This is a genomic window from Yoonia sp. SWMV100, assembly GCF_056108365.1.
This window is the reverse complement of record NZ_JBWBAQ010000004.1, coordinates 15,981-33,164: the sequence shown is the minus strand read 5'-3', so window position 1 is coordinate 33,164 and position 17,184 is coordinate 15,981. Positions and strand designations below refer to the sequence as shown.

16 protein-coding genes are annotated in these 17,184 nt (G+C 57.6%); 6 read left to right on the top strand and 10 right to left on the bottom strand.

Annotation, left to right across the window (positions count from 1 at the left end; genetic code table 11):
• The first annotated feature begins 42 nt into the window (after window positions 1–42).
• A complete protein-coding gene (locus ACXJGX_RS09185) occupies window positions 43–1,455 on the top strand; it encodes an FAD-binding oxidoreductase (protein WP_474780870.1) in 1,413 nt (470 codons plus the stop codon).
• Window positions 1,452–2,639 (top strand): MFS transporter, encoded by a 1,188-nt coding sequence (locus ACXJGX_RS09180; RefSeq protein ID WP_474780868.1) that lies wholly within the window; start codon window positions 1,452–1,454, stop codon window positions 2,637–2,639. Before ACXJGX_RS09185 ends, ACXJGX_RS09180 begins: the two co-directional genes overlap by 4 nt.
• On the opposite strand, the gene hemC is transcribed toward ACXJGX_RS09180, so the two are convergent.
• Complete coding sequence (gene hemC / locus ACXJGX_RS09175; protein ID WP_474780866.1) at window positions 2,636–3,577, bottom strand: hydroxymethylbilane synthase; 942 nt, start codon at window positions 3,575–3,577, stop codon at window positions 2,636–2,638. The genes ACXJGX_RS09180 and hemC overlap by 4 nt on opposite strands.
• 81 nt (window positions 3,578–3,658) lie before the next feature.
• Here hemC and hemE point away from each other — a divergent pair, with 81 nt between their 5' ends.
• Entirely contained in the window at window positions 3,659–4,693 is a 1,035-nt protein-coding gene (gene hemE / locus ACXJGX_RS09170) for a uroporphyrinogen decarboxylase (RefSeq protein WP_474780864.1), read from the top strand.
• Complete coding sequence (locus ACXJGX_RS09165; RefSeq protein WP_474780862.1) at window positions 4,686–5,096, top strand: hypothetical protein; 411 nt, start codon at window positions 4,686–4,688, stop codon at window positions 5,094–5,096. Before hemE ends, ACXJGX_RS09165 begins: the two co-directional genes overlap by 8 nt.
• Here the strand turns inward: ACXJGX_RS09165 and ACXJGX_RS09160 are convergent.
• A complete protein-coding gene (locus ACXJGX_RS09160; protein WP_474780860.1) occupies window positions 5,047–5,688 on the bottom strand; it encodes a LysE family translocator in 642 nt (213 codons plus the stop codon). The two genes, ACXJGX_RS09165 and ACXJGX_RS09160, sit on opposite strands and share 50 nt — an antisense overlap.
• Complete coding sequence (gene hemF, locus ACXJGX_RS09155; RefSeq protein ID WP_474780858.1) at window positions 5,679–6,557, bottom strand: oxygen-dependent coproporphyrinogen oxidase; 879 nt, start codon at window positions 6,555–6,557, stop codon at window positions 5,679–5,681. The genes ACXJGX_RS09160 and hemF overlap by 10 nt, the downstream gene beginning before the upstream one ends.
• 100 nt (window positions 6,558–6,657) lie before the next feature.
• Here hemF and ACXJGX_RS09150 point away from each other — a divergent pair, with 100 nt between their 5' ends.
• The gene (locus tag ACXJGX_RS09150) at window positions 6,658–7,044 is read left to right on the top strand and encodes a hypothetical protein (protein ID WP_474780857.1); all 387 of its coding nucleotides are present in this window, start codon (window positions 6,658–6,660) and stop codon (window positions 7,042–7,044) included.
• Here ACXJGX_RS09150 and ACXJGX_RS09145 read toward each other — a convergent pair whose 3' ends face one another.
• From ACXJGX_RS09145 to clpS, 3 genes are read right to left on the bottom strand one after another with little or no spacing between them, the layout of a single operon-like run.
• Window positions 7,045–7,848: an SDR family NAD(P)-dependent oxidoreductase gene (locus ACXJGX_RS09145; RefSeq protein WP_474780855.1), complete on the bottom strand. Its 804-nt coding sequence runs from the start codon at window positions 7,846–7,848 to the stop codon at window positions 7,045–7,047.
• A gap of 21 nt (window positions 7,849–7,869) precedes the next feature.
• The gene (locus ACXJGX_RS09140; RefSeq protein WP_474780853.1) at window positions 7,870–8,841 is read right to left on the bottom strand and encodes a class I SAM-dependent methyltransferase; all 972 of its coding nucleotides are present in this window, start codon (window positions 8,839–8,841) and stop codon (window positions 7,870–7,872) included.
• A 24-nt stretch (window positions 8,842–8,865) separates the two neighbouring features.
• On the bottom strand, window positions 8,866–9,192 hold the full coding sequence (clpS, locus tag ACXJGX_RS09135) for an ATP-dependent Clp protease adapter ClpS (protein WP_474781895.1): 327 nt from the start codon (window positions 9,190–9,192) through the stop codon (window positions 8,866–8,868).
• Window positions 9,193–9,480: 288 nt separating this feature from the next.
• Between clpS and ACXJGX_RS09130 the strand changes: the two genes are divergently transcribed.
• On the top strand, window positions 9,481–11,067 hold the full coding sequence (locus ACXJGX_RS09130; protein WP_474780851.1) for a D-alanyl-D-alanine carboxypeptidase family protein: 1,587 nt from the start codon (window positions 9,481–9,483) through the stop codon (window positions 11,065–11,067).
• A 344-nt stretch (window positions 11,068–11,411) separates the two neighbouring features.
• Here the strand turns inward: ACXJGX_RS09130 and ACXJGX_RS09125 are convergent, their stop codons facing one another.
• From ACXJGX_RS09125 to ACXJGX_RS09110, 4 genes are read right to left on the bottom strand one after another with little or no spacing between them, the layout of a single operon-like run.
• Complete coding sequence (locus ACXJGX_RS09125) at window positions 11,412–13,007, bottom strand: ABC transporter ATP-binding protein (RefSeq protein ID WP_474780849.1); 1,596 nt, start codon at window positions 13,005–13,007, stop codon at window positions 11,412–11,414.
• Complete coding sequence (locus tag ACXJGX_RS09120; RefSeq protein ID WP_474780847.1) at window positions 13,004–14,173, bottom strand: ABC transporter permease; 1,170 nt, start codon at window positions 14,171–14,173, stop codon at window positions 13,004–13,006. Before ACXJGX_RS09120 ends, ACXJGX_RS09125 begins: the two co-directional genes overlap by 4 nt.
• Window positions 14,170–15,249 (bottom strand): microcin C ABC transporter permease YejB, encoded by a 1,080-nt coding sequence (locus tag ACXJGX_RS09115; protein ID WP_474780845.1) that lies wholly within the window; start codon window positions 15,247–15,249, stop codon window positions 14,170–14,172. The genes ACXJGX_RS09120 and ACXJGX_RS09115 overlap by 4 nt, the downstream gene beginning before the upstream one ends.
• A 6-nt stretch (window positions 15,250–15,255) precedes the next feature.
• Complete coding sequence (locus ACXJGX_RS09110; RefSeq protein ID WP_474780843.1) at window positions 15,256–17,175, bottom strand: extracellular solute-binding protein; 1,920 nt, start codon at window positions 17,173–17,175, stop codon at window positions 15,256–15,258.
• Window positions 17,176–17,184 lie beyond the last annotated feature (9 nt).

The following is a 17,184-nucleotide window of genomic DNA, read 5'->3' as shown; positions in this document are numbered from 1 at the left end:
ATTAGCGTTAGCAATTCTGCAAGTTGATGCAGGGGATATAAAATGAGCATGTTGGACGATATTGCCGCGATTATTGGTGCGGATCGTATTCTGGTGGGGCGCGATGCTGCCCCTTATGCCACCGACTGGACCAGCCAATACAAAGGCACCCCGCTTGCTGTGCTGCGCCCGGGATCAACTGCCGAAATCGCCGAAATTATGAAAATCGCTTATGCGACGGGCACACCCATCGTTCCGGTGTCGGGCCACACGGGTTTGACCGGGGGAACGTTGGCGACCGACGCCTTGGTGTTGTCGGTGGACCGGCTGAATACCATTTACGATATCGACACTGCGGGACGTACGGCAACGGTGGGTGCAGGTGTCATCCTGTCAAATCTGCATAAAGCCGCTGATGCGCATGATCTGATCTTTCCACTTACCTTTGGTGCGCGCGGGTCCGCGATGATTGGCGGCGTGTTGTCGACAAATGCGGGCGGGTCAAATGTCGTGCGTTACGGCAACACCCGTGATTTATGTCTGGGGCTAGAGGTGGTGATGGCCGATGGCCGCATCATGAATTTAATGAGCGCGCTGCACAAAGACAATTCCGGCCTGAACCTGCGCCACCTGATGATCGGCGCGGAAGGTACGCTGGGCATTATCACCGCCGCCGTGATGAAGTTGAAACCCAAACCCGGCGCTTATGCCACCGCCATGATCGCGGTCCCGTCATTAGACGACGCGTTATCGCTGTTGCACACGATGCAAGACAGTACCGGCGGTGCAGTTGAAGCATTTGAATATATGCCGCGTAACTATATCGATCGCCATTTGTCGATTATCAGCGGATCGAAGCCTCCGTTTGAAACCAGCTATGACGTCAATATTTTGATCGAAGTTGGCGCGACGGCTGCGCGCGATGCAATCCCCGGCCCAGACGGGCAAATCCCGGTTGTCGCCCAGTTGGAAGATACGCTGGGTGCAATGCTAGAGGATGGCCGCCTGTTGGATGCCGTTATCGCCCAAAACGACGCGCAGCGCGCCGAAATGTGGCGCCGTCGTGAAGACGCTGGCGAAGTTATGGTGCACGGCGAGGTCATCGTGAATACCGATGTCGCCGTTCCATTGGACAAGGTCAGCGCGTTCGAGGCCGCGATCACCCCGCGCCTCAAGGCGCTTGACCCCGATTGTTTCGAAGTCATCGTGTCCCACCTTGGCGATGGCAACATCCACCACACCACATTCCCCAGCCGCAACGACCCGGCCCTAAAGGACGCCATGGTCGAAGCGGTCGAAGACGTGGTCCAGGAATTGGGTGGATCGTTTAGCGCCGAACATGGCGTGGGCATTTCCAAACTGGAAACCATGCGCCGCCGCAAAGACCCGGTCGCGCTGGATACGATGCGCGCAATCAAGGCCGCACTCGACCCCAAAGGAATACTGAATCCCGGCAAGGTGATCCCCCGCGCATGATGCAGCTTTGGCATGATCGCACGCTACGGCTGATCAGCGTTCTTGCACTGCTGTTCGGTGTTTTTGCCGCGTCATTTGCGCCATATGTGTCACTGCTGGGCATCACCATCTTCGGCCTTAGCGACCCGATGTTCGCGCTACAAATGACGGCGACGCTGTTGGTCTCTGTCGTCACGTCAGTGGGCATTGGTATTCTGACAGACCGGCACCCGTTGCGCCGCCTGTTTGCGTTGATCGCGATGGGGGCGTCCTGTGCGGCGCTGTTGCTGGTTTGGCTTTGGGGCAGTACGTCTGCGTTTTTGATCGCGCATACTTTGATCTTTCCGCTGGGTGGGACCATTTTCGGGCAACTGTTTGCGGTCATGCGTCTTTATACAACGCATCTTCCTGCGGATACCCGCGACGCGCTGACCGCGACGATCCGGGCACTGTTTGCGGTGCCTTTTATTATGGTCCTGCCGCTGTGGGGGTGGGCGTTTGATGCGGGTGTCCCGCTTGTCACGCTGTACCCCGCGGTTTTGGTGGTCATGTTGGTCATGTCCGCGCTGATCTATTTTGCATGGCCCGCCGACGCTGATGCGCCTTGGGGCGAAGAAAAATCCACCCTGACATTTATGCAATCCGTCCAAGAGGTATTGGCGTCCAACATCGTGTGGCGGCTGTTTTGGATGGGCGCGATCCATGCCGGATCGACCCTGATGGGAGTTCTGCTGGCGCTGGTGTTTGATGCAGCAAACGGGCGCGGTGCTGGTGACGTTGGCCTGTTTTTCGGCAGCTTTGTCGCGCTAGAGGTCGCAGTGATGTTCGCGGTCAGTCCCTTGCTGCGCTACGTCCGTCGGCTGCATATTATTGCCATCGGCGCGGTGTTTTATGCTGTGTTCTTGGGGCTATTGCCGGTGCTTGCGCCATATGGCGCGGTCTGGTTGCTGATCGTGCCTGCGGCCGTGGGCGGCGGGCTGCTGTACGGCCTTAGCATCACATATTTGCAGGATCTTTTGGGCGCGCGCGCGGGGGCAGGTGCGTCGTTGGTCACGCTGCAACGGCTGGTGTCCGAAGGATTAGCCGCAGTGATCTTTGCGATAGGCACGTGGTTGGGTGGCTATCACATTGTGGCGTTCATGGGCGCGGTGGTGATCGTGTCGGGGGCCGTAAGCCTGCTTTGGATCGACCGTCGCAACAGCTAGCGATTAAAAAAGTCGGGCCCCGCGCGTGACAGCAACCGCAACGCCATCGCGCTGCCCATGTCGGGGCCGCTGGCCACAGGGCCTGTAACGTCATCTGTCAGGACGCTGGACCCGTCTTCGCGCAGGATTTCACCGCGCAGGCGCAGCTGATCACCGTCAATTTCAGCCAAGGCACCAATCGGCGTTTCGCACGATCCATCAAGGCGGCCCAAAAATGCACGTTCCGCCGCGATACGCAGGCCAGTTGGCACATCGTGAATCGCCGCAAGCATCGCCTGCGCCCGCGCATCATCATTGCGACGTTCAATGCCAATCGCGCCCTGCGCCACGGCGGGCAGCATGTCATCGGGTGAAATCGGGGTGTATGGCACGTCGTCCATGCCCAGACGGCGCAAGCCAGCGGTGGCAAGGAATGTCGCATCGGCCACGCCGTCAGCCAGCTTTTTCAGGCGGGTTTGAACGTTGCCGCGAAATTCAACAACTTTGAGCTTTGGGAAGCGCGCGGCAAGCTGCGCGCGGCGTCGGGTTGAAGACGTGCCAACAACCGCGCCATCGGGAAGGTCATCGAGGCTTTGGTATTTGATTGATACAAACGCATCGCGCACGTCTTCGCGCGGCAAAAACGTATCCATCACCAGTCCACCCGGCTGGGCGAACGGCATGTCTTTGGTCGAATGCACCGCGATGTCGATACCGCCGTCCAGCAACGCCTCTTCGATCTCGCGGGTAAACAACCCCTTGCCGTCGATCTCGCGCAGGGGTTTGTCTAGGATTTGATCGCCGGTCACCTTGATCACGCAAATCTCAAAGGCATCCTGAGGCAGATCAAACGCCGCCGCCAGCCGGTCGCGGGTTTCATGCGCTTGTGCAAGCGCAAGTGGCGAACCACGGGTTCCGATTTTAAAGGTTTGAGCGGGGGAGGGCATTTGAAATGTCATGAGCGTTTGTTATCCGCCCCGATCTCGCTTGACAACAAGCCATGCAATTGGGACCACCATTGCAATCAAAAGGACGACCCTATGACGCAGCAAAAAACCATCCTTCGGGCCCTGGCGGGCGAAACTTTGGCGACACCACCGATCTGGATGATGCGGCAAGCCGGGCGGTACCTGCCCGAATACAAGGCGACGCGCGCCCAAGCGGGCGACTTTTTGTCGCTGTGCTATAACCCCGAACTGGCCGCCGAGGTCACTTTGCAACCGATCCGGCGCTATGGGTTTGACGCGGCAATCCTGTTCGCCGATATCTTGCTGCTCCCGCAGGCTTTGGGTGCGGACCTGTGGTTTGTCACTGGCGAAGGTCCACGCCTGTCGACCATCACCACCGCCGATGAGCTGGCGCAGCTTAAACCCGTTGACGCGATTCATGACACGCTGAACCCCGTCTACGAGACGGTGAAGATCCTCTCGCAAGAGCTGCCCAAAGAAACCACATTGATTGGTTTCGCCGGGGCGCCATGGACGGTGGCCACCTATATGATCGCCGGACAAGGCACGCCCGACCAAGGACCGGCACATGCGTTAAAGGCCGAAAACCGCCCGGTGTTCGAAGGTATCATCGACCGGATCACCGAAGGCACAATTTCTTATCTGTCGAAACAGATCGATGCCGGTGCCGAAGTTGTCAAACTGTTCGATAGTTGGGCGGGATCGCTAGAAGGCGACGATTTCACCCATTTTTCGGTGCGGCCAATGCAGCGGATCACGGCGGCGCTGAAAGAAAAGCACCCCGGCATCCCGGTCATCGCGTTTCCGCGCGGTGCAGGCCACCGCTATGCCGGGATGCATGCAGCCACCGGCGCGGATTGCATCGCGCTGGATGACGGGGTCGAAGCCACATGGGCCGCCGCGCACGTGCAAACTGACGGCTGCGTGCAGGGAAATCTGAAATCGTCCCATATGGTGACTGGCGGTCAGGCCTTGGTTGATGAAACACGCGCCATCTGTGATGCGTTTGGCAAAGGGCCGCATATCTTCAACCTAGGGCACGGCATTACGCCTGACGCGGACCCGGCAAATGTGCAACTGATGATCGACACGGTTCGCGGTGGCTAGGCTGCGCCTGCCTCTGACACTGCGGGTGGTGTTCCACAGCTTGCGTGCGGCATGGCTGGGGCTGCTGTTGATGATCATTGCCTGGCTTTGGCTGGTGCCCGCGACGCCCGTCGAGCGGTCTGCACTGTCTGCGCCGATTGGGGTAGAACGTCCCGCGGGCCTGACCGCGATGCGCGTGGCCCGCGCAATGGTGCATTTCGCGCCAGAGCGTGCTGCAAAGATGCTCAGCGATGCCAGCGAAGGCGAAATTTCACCCGAACTTGCCGGGATGATGCTGCGTCAGGTTGCAAACGGCGATACCCCGCAACCCACCCAACCTGAAACCACAAGTCGCATGGGCGGCGGTGCAAAGTTTATTCGACCGGAAGCGCCGTCGACCACCCAAACCACAGCGCAACCATAACAAGCGCCAGCGCCAGTGCGCGCCGCGCAATCCGGCTGCGTCGTTCGTCTTGCAGCAGCGCTTGGGCGGTTCCTGCCAGCGCAACAATCCCTGCGTGAATCGCTGTCGCGACCACCACAAAAACAGCCGAAAGCGCAAGCGTTTGCGGCATCACCGGTGCCTCCGGCGTCACAAAGCTGGGCAGGATCGCGATGTAAAACACCGCCGCTTTGGGGTTTAACAGATTTGTCACCAATCCGCGCCGGAAATACACCCCGGCAGAAAAGCCGCTTGCGACCTTTCCGACGGGTTCATCCGCGCCGCGCCAGCCATCCCATGCCAACCACAGCATATAGATCACACCACCAATGCGCAGCGCCTGATAAAGAACGGGCGACGCGTTGATCACTGCCGCAAGCCCCAGCGCCGCAGCAATGCCGATCAGCGCCAGACCCAATGCCACGCCAGCAACAGCCGCATAGCCAAGCCTGCGCCCTTGGGTCGCCGCAACCACCGCCAGATAAACCATATTCGGTCCCGGAGTCAGTTCGATCAGCATCGACGTACCCGCAAAGGCCAGCAATGCCGCCGGGTCGATTCCCGTTAGACCCATTTGGCCATCGGAGGCAGGCTCATCAGCACCGCGTTTGCGTCATGGCCGGTGGCAAGACCGAACTTGGTGCCCCGGTCATAAACAAGGTTATATTCGGCATAAAGCCCACGGTGGATCAGCTGCGTCTCTTTGTCGGCATCGGTCCACATGCTATCGCGCCGTTTATCAACCAAGGGCACGTAGGCCGGCAAAAACGCGCGTCCGATGTCTTGGGTCAGTGCAAAATCAGCGTCCCAATCGCCCGTGCAGTAGTCATCCATAAAAATACCGCCAACGCCACGGGCGCGGTTGCGGTGCGGGACGTAGAAATATTCATCCGCCCAAGCCTTGAGGCGCGGGTAGTGGTCAGTGCCATGCGGATCAAGATGCATTTTTTGCACGCTGTGAAAATGTGCGGTGTCATCAGCATATTCGATGCAAGGGTTCAGGTCTGATCCACCACCAAACCACCATGCATGGGGCGTCCAGAACATTCGCGTGTTCATATGGACCGCCGGCGTATGCGGGTTTTGCATATGTGCGACCAACGAAATGCCCGAGGCCCAGAACCGTGGATCTTGATCCATGCCCGGAACGCCGCGCGCCGCCATCGCTTTTTGTGCGGCCTCGCCCAGTTGGCCGTAAACCGTCGAGACATTCACCCCCACCTTTTCGAAAACGCGCCCCCCGCGCATCACCGACATCAACCCGCCCCCCGCATCCAACCCGTCGTCTGATGCGCGCTGGGTCTCGGTTACGTCGAATCGGCCAGCGGGCGCGTCAGATTTCTGGCGGTCTTCTACAGCTTCAAATGCCGCGACGATCTCGTCACGCAGGGTGCGGAACCATGCCGCGGCTGTGCTTTTTTGTGCTGCTAATTCATTTGTCATGACGGTCTCTTTACGCTCTGCTATTGTATATCAGTCTATGTTTGTTTCTTTGCAGGATATCAATGAACCTACGATGATCCAGATCAACCCGGAGACCGCTATGCGCCCTGCCCTTTTTATTCTTCCACTTCTTGCGCTTACCGCCTGCGCCACCCCACGCGAGCAGTGCATCAGCGGTGCCAACCGCGAAACCCGCGTGTTGGGTAGCCTGATTAACGAAGCCCGCGGCAATATTGCACGCGGCTATGCGATTGAAGAGCGGCAAGATGTGCGCACACTTGTGCGCAATTGTCGCGGTGAAAATGCGGACGGTTCGACGTTCAGTTATCCCTGCAATGAAACCGAAACCTATACGACCACCGTCCCCGTCAGCATTGACGTCGCTGCCGAAAAAATCAAACTTGCCCAACTTGAACAACGTTTTGCACAGGCACAGGCCACATCGGACCAGATGATCGCACAATGTATTGCGATCCACCCGGAATAATCAGTGGCAGGACACGCCTGCCGGGTCCAGCAATGTGCGGCCGCCATCAACTGTGATCACCTGCCCAGTCACAAAGCTGGCGGCATCCGACGCCAGATACTGAACGGCATCGGACACTTCTGACGCGCTGGCGATCCGGTGCAAGGGTGTGTTTTCGACAATGTCGTCACGGTCTTCATCGCTGTCTTGCAATGATCCCTTCAGGCTCGCGCTCATCACGCTGCCAAATGACACGGCGTTGACCCGGATGCCGCTGGTGGCCAAGGCCACGGCCATCGACCGGGTCAACTGATCCAGCGCCGCCGAACTGACCGAATAGGCCAGCAAATCAGGGTGCGTGCGGCGTGCTGCAATCGAACTGATGTTGATGATTGTACCAGTCTGCTGAACGTTTTCCGCGTTTGCTTGTTTGATCATCTTGCGCGCGACGGCCTGACTGACCCGGAAAGCGGTCAATGTGTTTTGCTGCAACAATTCTTCGAGGCTATTGTCATCCGGGTCGAGCGGGGCCGTTTTCAATATCTGGCGCGAGGCGTTGACCAGAATATCCACACGATCAAAGGCGTCAATCGTGGTGGACAGCAGATTTGTGATTGTCAATTTCTTGCGCAAATCGCCGGAAAACACGCGAATGTTTTCTTGTTTTTCGTGCGCTTCGCCCATTTCCGCATACAAGGCTTGTTCGTCCATATCCGCGAACACGACGTTGGCGCCCTGCTGGGCAAAGTGGCGGCCAATCGCAAGGCCAACACCATTTGCGGCGCCAGTCACAATGGCGGTCTTGCCAGAAATCGAAAAGGACATCGCGGTTCTCCTGTGGCCGGGCTAGCGCTGCGGCCGATTGGCGTGAAAAATTTTAAACGCACCATTTCCGCCAATCATGTCGACATTACGGAAACATTCGGACAACACCGTTTCATAGGGCAAATGGCGGTTCGCAACCATCCAAAGCTTGCCATGCGGCGCCAACATCCGCGCTGCAGATTGAATAAAGACACGCCCTAAACTTGGGTCACTGGCGCGCCCTGTGTGAAACGGCGGGTTCATGATGACAGCGTCATAGCGCATCGCGGGTTGAAACTGTGTCGCATCCGCCCAGTGAATTTTCGCGCGCGGATCGGTCACATTGCGTTTTGCGCAGGCCACTGACAGGGCCTCGGCTTCGATCAGGTCGACAGATTGCACACCGTCACGCTGCAAAATGGCTTCGGCAAGGTAACCCCACCCTGCCCCCAAATCGGCAATACGCGCAGGCAGTTTTGGCGGCAATGCCGCAACCAGCAGCGCAGACCCCGCATCAATCGCGCCGTCTGAAAACACGCCAGCGGCCGTGTAATAGCCATGAGGCCCTTGGGTTAACGGTGGCGCGGCCCAATCAGCGAACACATCGCTGGCCGCGAACCAAAAGATGCGCCCGTGCGCCTTCGTGATCGAACCCAGATGACCAAGCCGCTTGCGGCAATCTTTGAAAATACTATCAACGCCATCGGTTTTCTGTCCATCGACGATCACCAGATCCGCATTGGCGCAGGCCTCTGCGACCATGGCGCGCGCTAATGCCTTGGCGCGGGGAACCACCACGATCGCAACAGCAACTTTGCCCAGTGTTTGGGACACGGCATAGCCCGCGTTTTCCCACGCAGCGTAATCAGGATAAAATCCGTGCACGATCTGAACGCGGTCGCGGGGCAAGCCGGCAACATCATATGTGGCGTCGGGGCGCATAATGGCAATCAGCCCATCGGGCAAGGCAAGAAGGCCGTCATCGAGGGCGGTGCTGAGGCGTGACTGTGACATATTTGGTGCGAATAGCGGGGGGCGCTATTCTTTCTCCATCGTACATTGCAACGGGTGTTGGTGACGCTGTGCGAAATCCATCACCTGCGCGACCTTGGTTTCAGCGATCTCATGGCTAAAGACGCCAACGACGGCAACACCTTTTTTGTGAACCGTCAGCATAATCTCGAAAGCTTGGGCGTGCGACAGCCCAAAAAACCGTTCCAGAACATGCACGACAAATTCCATCGGCGTGAAATCGTCGTTCAGGATCATGACCTTATACATCGGGGGGCGTTTTGTCTTCGGTTTTGTCTCGACCACGACTCCAAAGTCGGTGTCGTCACCGCCGTCTTTCTTATCTGCCATCATCGTGAAGTCAGCCAATGTGAAATCGCCTTTTTTGCTAGGCTTTATATATAGGACAGCATGCCAAAGTGAAAAGCCCCCCGTTTGCAACCCCGACATACACAAATCGGCCATGTAGCGGGCCACCTGGTCAGCACCACTAAATGTGCGATTTACCATGTCATGATCACCGGAAAAGTCTTTGAATTTAGGGTATTTTCTGAAACAACATCTTATGTTAGCCTTTCTGAATAACAATAAGGGCACCGGAAAAATCCGGGTCCAGAGGCAGTAAAAAAAGAGGCAAACGACGTGGCAAGTCGTACGGGACAGCTAGCCCTTCGCGGGCTATATCTATTCGCATTCGTGATCGTATCACTGCTCGCGCCGATCAGCGCGGCGGCAGCGCCTTATGCGGCGCTGGTGATGGACGCACGCACCGGTGAGGTTTTACAGTCCACCAACGCGGACACGCGGCTGCATCCGGCGTCGCTCACGAAAATGATGACGCTTTATATCGCGTTTCAGGCACTGGAGCGTGGTGAAATCACGCTTGATACTGAAGTACGGATCAGCAGCAAGGCCGCCAACGAGCCGCCATCGCGTCTGGGCCTTCAGGCAGGGCAGACGATCCGCCTGCGCTATCTTTTGCGCGCGGCAGCCGTCAAATCAGCGAATGACGCAGCGACCGCCGTCGGCGAGGCGATATCTGGGTCCGAAGAAGCGTTTGCCACACGCATGAACCGGACAGCAGCCGCCATGGGGATGCGCAACACAACATTCCTGAACGCCCACGGTCTGACCCAATCCGGGCACATGTCCACAGCACGTGACATGACCATCCTTGGGCGGCACATCATCTATGATTTCCCACAATATTATAACCTGTTTTCGCGGCGGACTGCTGACGCAGGCATCGCCACGGTGCGTCACACCAACCGCCGCTGGCTGGACAGCTATGAAGGCGGCGATGGGATCAAAACCGGCTATACCAATGCGGCGGGTTTTAACCTTGTGGCGTCGGCGCAACGCGGTCAGGAACGGATTATTGTCACCGTCTTTGGCGGCACATCGACCGCCGCACGGAATGCGCGTGTTACCGAACTCATGGATATGGGCTTTGGCCGCGCGCCATCGCAGGCCACGATTCGCAGACCAAATCCGCCCGCGGCGATGCTGACCAGCGCACCTGCCAGCCAGTCGCGGTCTGCGACCCGCACGTCGGGACTGGTCAGCCGTAGTTTGCGTCCGGTGTCACGACCTGTGCCTGTGGCACCAGTTCCCGAGGCCGCACAAGAGCCTGAAATGCTTGTCGCCGCAGTCGAGGCGCCCGCGGTCACCGACGCGGCCCTGATTGACAGTGTTCTGGCTGGCGTAATTGACGCCGCATTGGCCGAGGCATTGGCAGAGCCCGACCCTGCACCCGTCGCGGAAGCAGAACCAGAACCAGAACCAGAACCAGAGGTCCAGATCGCCGCTGCCGAGACAACAATAGCACCACTGTTGGCCAGCACGGAACCGGTTCTTGTACCACAGATGCGCCCTGCCAACCTTGTTTCGGCGCCCGCTGAAGCCACCGCAACGATCGCTGTCGCCGCCGCAGCGCCTGAAACCATCGTCGATGATGGTCCCGAGGTCGTGACCCGCATTTCCACATCGGGTGGGCGTCACTGGGGCGTGAACGTGGGCCGCTACAACAGCCGCTATGACGCCGAACGCGTGTTGCTACAGGTCGCATTGAACGAAATGAGCACGTTGGATGGATCATTGCGCCGCGTTGTACAGCGGTCTGGTGGATTTGATGCCAACTTTATGGGCCTGACCCGCGAAGGCGCCGACCTTGCCTGCCGCCGCCTGCAAGCCCGTGGAACAACATGTTTCATGATCGGCGCGGAATAAGAAAGACGCGCGCGACCTGAGGGTGGTGAACCAGATTACGGGTGACTGATAGGTCAGCCGTACCAAGATAAACCTGAAGCGTGTTGACCGGGGGCCGCATGAATGCCGCGAGGTCGCATCGCAGTTCGCAAAATTTTTGACGACCGTTTCTTGATTCTTTCACAGCATACACGGGAACGGATGCCGTTCAAAAATGCGCCTACCCCCTCACAAAGCTGTTGGATGTGATCCCAGAAATTTCGGACAAACCGTTTGCCTGAACGGCCCGTAAGTGAAGCAATGAACGCTTGCGCGCTGTACGTCGCCATGCCCCCCCCAACGCAGGCATTCCACAGCGTAGCCCCTTAAACCACGTCCCCGTCAAACGCCGCGGCCATCAGCGCCCGCGTGTACGCAGTCTGGGGCGCGTCAAAGATTGTGCTGGCTTCGCCGGCTTCGACCACGTCGCCTTGTTTCATCACCATCACCTTGTGAGAAAGCGCGCGCACGACCTTCAGGTCATGGCTGATGAACAAGTAAGCGAGTTGGTATTTCTGCTGCAAATCGCGCAAAAGCTGCACGATCTGACCCTGCACGGTCATATCAAGCGCGCTTGTTGGTTCATCAAGGATCAGCAGTTTGGGCCGCAGGATCATCGCACGCGCGATGGCGATCCGCTGCCGTTGGCCGCCAGAAAATTCGTGCGGGTAGCGGTCCATCATGACGTGATCCAACCCGACCTCGCCCATGATCTCAGCCACCATGCTGCGCCGGTCGCGCCCGGGTTCCACACCGTGCACACCCAAACCTTCGGCGATGATTTCAGCCACCGTCATGCGCGGGCTCAGCGACCCATACGGGTCTTGGAACACGATCTGCATGTCGCTACGCAAAGGCCGCATTTGGCGCTGGGTCAGGTGCTGAATATCTGTGCCTTGGAACGCGATCCGCCCTTCCGACCGGATCAGACGCATCACGGCAAGCGCCAATGTCGTTTTGCCTGATCCGCTTTCGCCAACGACGCCCAATGTTTCACCGGCACGCACCGTCAGGCTGGCGGCATTCACCGCCTTCACGTGGCCAACAGTGCGGCGCATCAGGCCCGCATGGATAGGGAACCAGATCCGCGCGTTTTCTGTGCGTAGCACGACAGGCGCATCGGCGGGCACGGGCACCGGCAAGCCAGTCGATTCGGCGGCCAGCAATTTTTGCGTATAGGGGTGCTGCGGGTTTCCGAAAATTTCGGCGGTGGGCCCGGTTTCGACGATTTCGCCGTCTTTCATCACGCAGACCCGGTCAGCGATCTTGCGCACGATGGTCAGGTCATGGGTGATGAACAGCATCGACAGGCCTGCGTCGGCTTTCAACGTCGCCAGCAACGATAGGACTTGCGCCTGAATGGTCACATCCAGTGCGGTGGTCGGTTCGTCCGCGATCAGCAGATCGGGACCGTTGGCCAGCGCCATTGCGATCATGACCCGTTGCCGTTGGCCGCCGGACAATTGGTGCGGATAGGCAGACAGCCGGCTTTCGGCATCGCGAATGCCAACACGTTCCAATAGTTCAAGAACACGCGCGCGCACCTGTGGACCACGGATGCCTTGGTGCAGTTCAATGCTTTCGGCGAGCTGTTTTTCCAATGTGTGCAGCGGGTTGAGCGATGTCATCGGCTCTTGGAAGATAAAGCTGATGTCGTTGCCACGCACACGGCGCAGCGTGCGTTCATCGGCGCCAACCATTTCGGTCCCTTGATAGGTGATTGAACCGGACATTACCGCGCTTTCGTCCAAAAGCTGCACGGTTGAAAGCGCAGTGACCGATTTACCGGACCCGGATTCACCCACCAGCGCCACGGTTTCGCCCTTGTTGACCTGAAACGACACGCCGCGCACGGCATGGGTCACGGCGCCGTCTTGGCGGAAACCAACGCGCAGATCGCGCACATCTAGAACGGTATTCATAGGGTGGTATCTTTCGCTGGGCCATCCGACAGGATGCCCACATCAACCTTGCCGTCCGCCACAAAGGTTTTACGCGGATCAAAGGCGTCGCGGATACCTTCGAAAATAAAGACCAGCAGCGACAGCATGATCGCAAAGGTAAAGAAGGCGGTGAAGCCAAGCCATGGGGCCTGCAGGTTTTGTTTGGCTTGCAGGGTCAATTCGCCCAGTGACGGCGCGTTGGATGGCAAGCCATAGCCAAGATAGTCAAGCGTTGCCAAAGTACCAATCGCCCCGGTCACCAAAAACGGCAGCATCGTCACCGTGGCGACCATGGCATTGGGCAACATGTGACGGAACATAATTGTCCAGTCACCAACGCCCAAGGCCCGCGCCGCGCGAACGTATTCCAGATTTCGCGCGCGCAAAAATTCGGCGCGCACCACGCCCACCAGGGCAGGCCAGCCAAACAGCACCGTCAAAAACACCAATAACCAATAGCTACGGCCCAAGATGGCGAACAAAATGATGATGACGTAAATCGATGGTGTGCTGGTCCAGATTTCCAGCACCCGCTGAAACACCAGATCGACCCATCCGCCGAAATAACCCTGCACGGCCCCCGCCAGAATACCCAGCGCAGATGCGGCCGCCGTCACGGTCAGCGCAAAAATCACCGACAATCTGAACCCGTAGATGACCCGCGCGGTCACGTCGCGTTTGGTGTCGTCGGTGCCCAGCCAGTTATCCGCCGATGGCGGCGCGGGCGCCACCCCCTGCACGTCCACAATCGTCTTGTACGAATAAGGGATCGGCGGCCAAAGCACCCACCCCTGTTGGAAATCGCCGTCTGGCACGTCGCCCGCTTTGACCGCAGCACTGATGGCGTCCGGGTCGTCGAAACAGGCGTCCAGGCCCCCGGTGACAATCAGGCAGTTGACCTCGGTGTCCTGATAGGCAGCCTCTGTCGGGAAATCGCCGCCAAAGTCCTGTTCGGAATAGAAGGAAAAGATCGGCATCCGGATTTCACCGCGATAGCTGACCATGATCGGCTTATCATTGGCCAAAAATTCTGCAAACAGCGACAGACCAAACAGCACAAGAAACACGCGCAGCGACCAAAGCGCACGACGGTTGCGTTTGAAATTACGCACCCGGCGTTGGTTTAACGGGGACAGACCGATCATTCGCGGGCCTCGAAACTGATCCGCGGATCAATAAACACATAGGTCAAATCGGTAATGATCCCCACAACAAGTCCGACAAGGGAAAAGGTGAACAGTGTGCCAAACACAACCGGATAGTCGCGCGCGACCACCGCCTCGAACCCAAGCCGCCCAAGACCATCCAGCGAGAACAGCGTTTCGATGATCAGCGAGCTGCCAAAGAACACCCCAATAAACAGCGCCGGAAAGCCCGAGATCACGATCAGCATGGCGTTGCGAAACACATGGCCATACAGCACCCGGCTTTCTGACAACCCCTTGGCTTTGGCGGTGATCACGTATTGCTTTTTGATCTCGTCAAGGAAGCTGTTTTTGGTCAACAATGTCAGGGTCGCAAAGGACGCGATTGTCGATGCCAGCACGGGCAAGGCGATGTGCCAAAGGTAATCAAGAACCTTGCCGATCAGGCTAAGTTGATCAAAGTCGGAAGATGTCAGACCACGCAGCGGAAAAATCCGCCAATACGAACCGCCCGCGAACAAAACGATCAGCAAAACAGCGAACAAAAATCCGGGAATCGCATAGCCGATGATGATCGCGCCCGATGTCCATGTATCAAACCGTGACCCATCGCGGATCGCCTTTTTTATGCCCAGCGGGATCGATACGAAATAGGCGATCAACGTTGACCAAAGGCCCAAGGTGATCGACACCGGCAGCTTTTCGATCACCAGATCAACAACGCTGATGGATCGGAAATAGCTCTCTCCGAAGTCAAAACGCATGTAGTTCCACATCATGTTCAGGAAGCGTTCCAGCGGCGGCTTATCGAACCCGAATTCCTGTTCCAGCTGTTTGATAAACGCGGGCGGCAGGCCGCGCCCACCGATATATTCGCTGTCGCCCTGGCTACCCATATCGGCATCAGATCCACCACCCGAAATGCTTTCGAACACGTCACCGCCGCCTTCCAGCCGCGCCAAGATTTGTTCAATCGGGCCGCCGGGGACAAATTGCACAAGGCTGAAATTGACAATCATGATCCCAAGCAGGGTCGGGATCACCAGCAAAAGCCGTCGAAGGATATAAGCACCCATACCGGTCTACTGAAACGCGCCAGCGGCGGTCAGCGCATCAGCTTTGCCCTGATCAAACCACCAGTAATCCAAATACCCCAACCCGAATTCAGGCAGGTTCGCCGGATGATCATACATGTCGTAGTAAGCGACCCAATTTTTGCCCAGGTACCAAACCGGCACGATGTAATAGTCATAGCGCATGACCCGGTCGATGGCGCGCACCGCCGCGGCCATTTCTTCATAGTCTGCGGCGCCGGTGACGAATTCAGCCAATTTATCGACGGCTTCGGAACAGTAGCCCGCCGGGTTAAAGACATCATCTTTATCTTCACACCCAAAGCGCTGGGTCAGCCCGCTGCCTTCGACCAGCCCTGTCGAATAGACGCCAAACATCATGTCAAAGTCGTTTTCCTGCGTGCGGGCCTGATACTCGGACGGATCAACGCGGGTATAGGTGATATTCACGCCAAGGCGTTTGAGATTTTCAATGTAGGGGTTGATGATGCGGTCAAAACTTTGGCGGGTTTCCAGAAATTCGATATCAAGCGTGTTGCCATTGGCATCGCGTAGCAACCCGTCAGTGCCGCTGGTGTAGCCAGCCGATTCCATCAAAGTCAGCGCCTGCCGCAGGTTGTTGCGATCCAGCGGACGATCCCCGCTTTGGTGTGGCAGGGTCGCGTCCTCGGCAAAAACCTCGGGCGGCAAAAATGCACGCACGGTTTCCAGCATTTCCAATTCGCGGCCTTCGGGTAGGCCTACGGCCTTAAGGCGATCATTTTCCCAAAAACCTTCACGCTGCTGGAACAGGCCATATTGCAGGTTTTCATTCGTCCACGTGAAGTTGAACATCATGCCCAGCGCCCGACGCAGGTTGCGGTTCTGGAATTTTTCCTGACGCAGGTTGAAAACAAACCCGGTCGCAGCAGGCAGCGTGCCATCGGCCAATTCGTCGCGCACAACCCAGCCTTTTTCAATCGCTGGGAATTCATAGGATGTGGCCCAGTTCAACGAACTATTTTCCCGACGGAATGTGAATTCACCCGCCTGAAACGCCTGAAACGCCGCAGAGGTATCGGCGAAATATTCGATACGGATACTATCGTAATTGCCGCGTCCGACATTGATCGGGACGTCTTGGCCCCAATAGTCGGGGTTGCGGGTATAGATAATCTGACGACCGGGGTCGATCGATCCAACCATGTACTCGCCAGTCCCCGGTGACGTTTCCATGCTCGCCTCGTCCAGACGCGCGCCTGTTTTTTCAAACCATGCTTTTGACATCACGATCTGGCTGACGATTTGCGCGACACGCCCGCGCACGTCCGATTCGGGATTAAATGTGTATTTGACCCGGTAGTCGTCCAAAATCTCGGCGCTGGCGACCAATTGTGCAAGGCCTGTGCGATAGGATGGTGTGGCTTGGGTCAGCAGCAGTTCATGGGTGAAAATCACGTCTGCGGCCGTCATCGGCGTACCATCTGAAAATCGCACATCGTCGCGCAGGTTGATGATGACCCATGCTTGATCTTCGGGGTATTCAATCGTGGTACACAGTGCGCAATATTCTGACCCGACCTCATCATCGGTCGGAGTCATAATGCGGTCATACATGATCGATGACATCATACCCGGTGTCCCGCTAAGGGTCGCGAATGGGTTCATGCTGTCAAAGGTGCCGCTCGCGGAAATGCTGATCTCTCCGCCCAGCGGTGCATCAGGGTTGACGTAATCCAGATGTGCAAAATCGGGCCCGTATTTCAGGTCGCCATATTCATTGAAACCGTGGCTTTCGATGACCGCGGCATGGCTTTCGGCGTGCAGGCTTTGCGCGGTGGTCAACGCAGCCATCGCGACAAACGACCCCAAAATCCAATGCGACAACGTGAGACCATCAGTTTCACGATGTCGGGCGATGGCACAGGCATTGGGGCGATTTTGCATCATTCTCTCCAA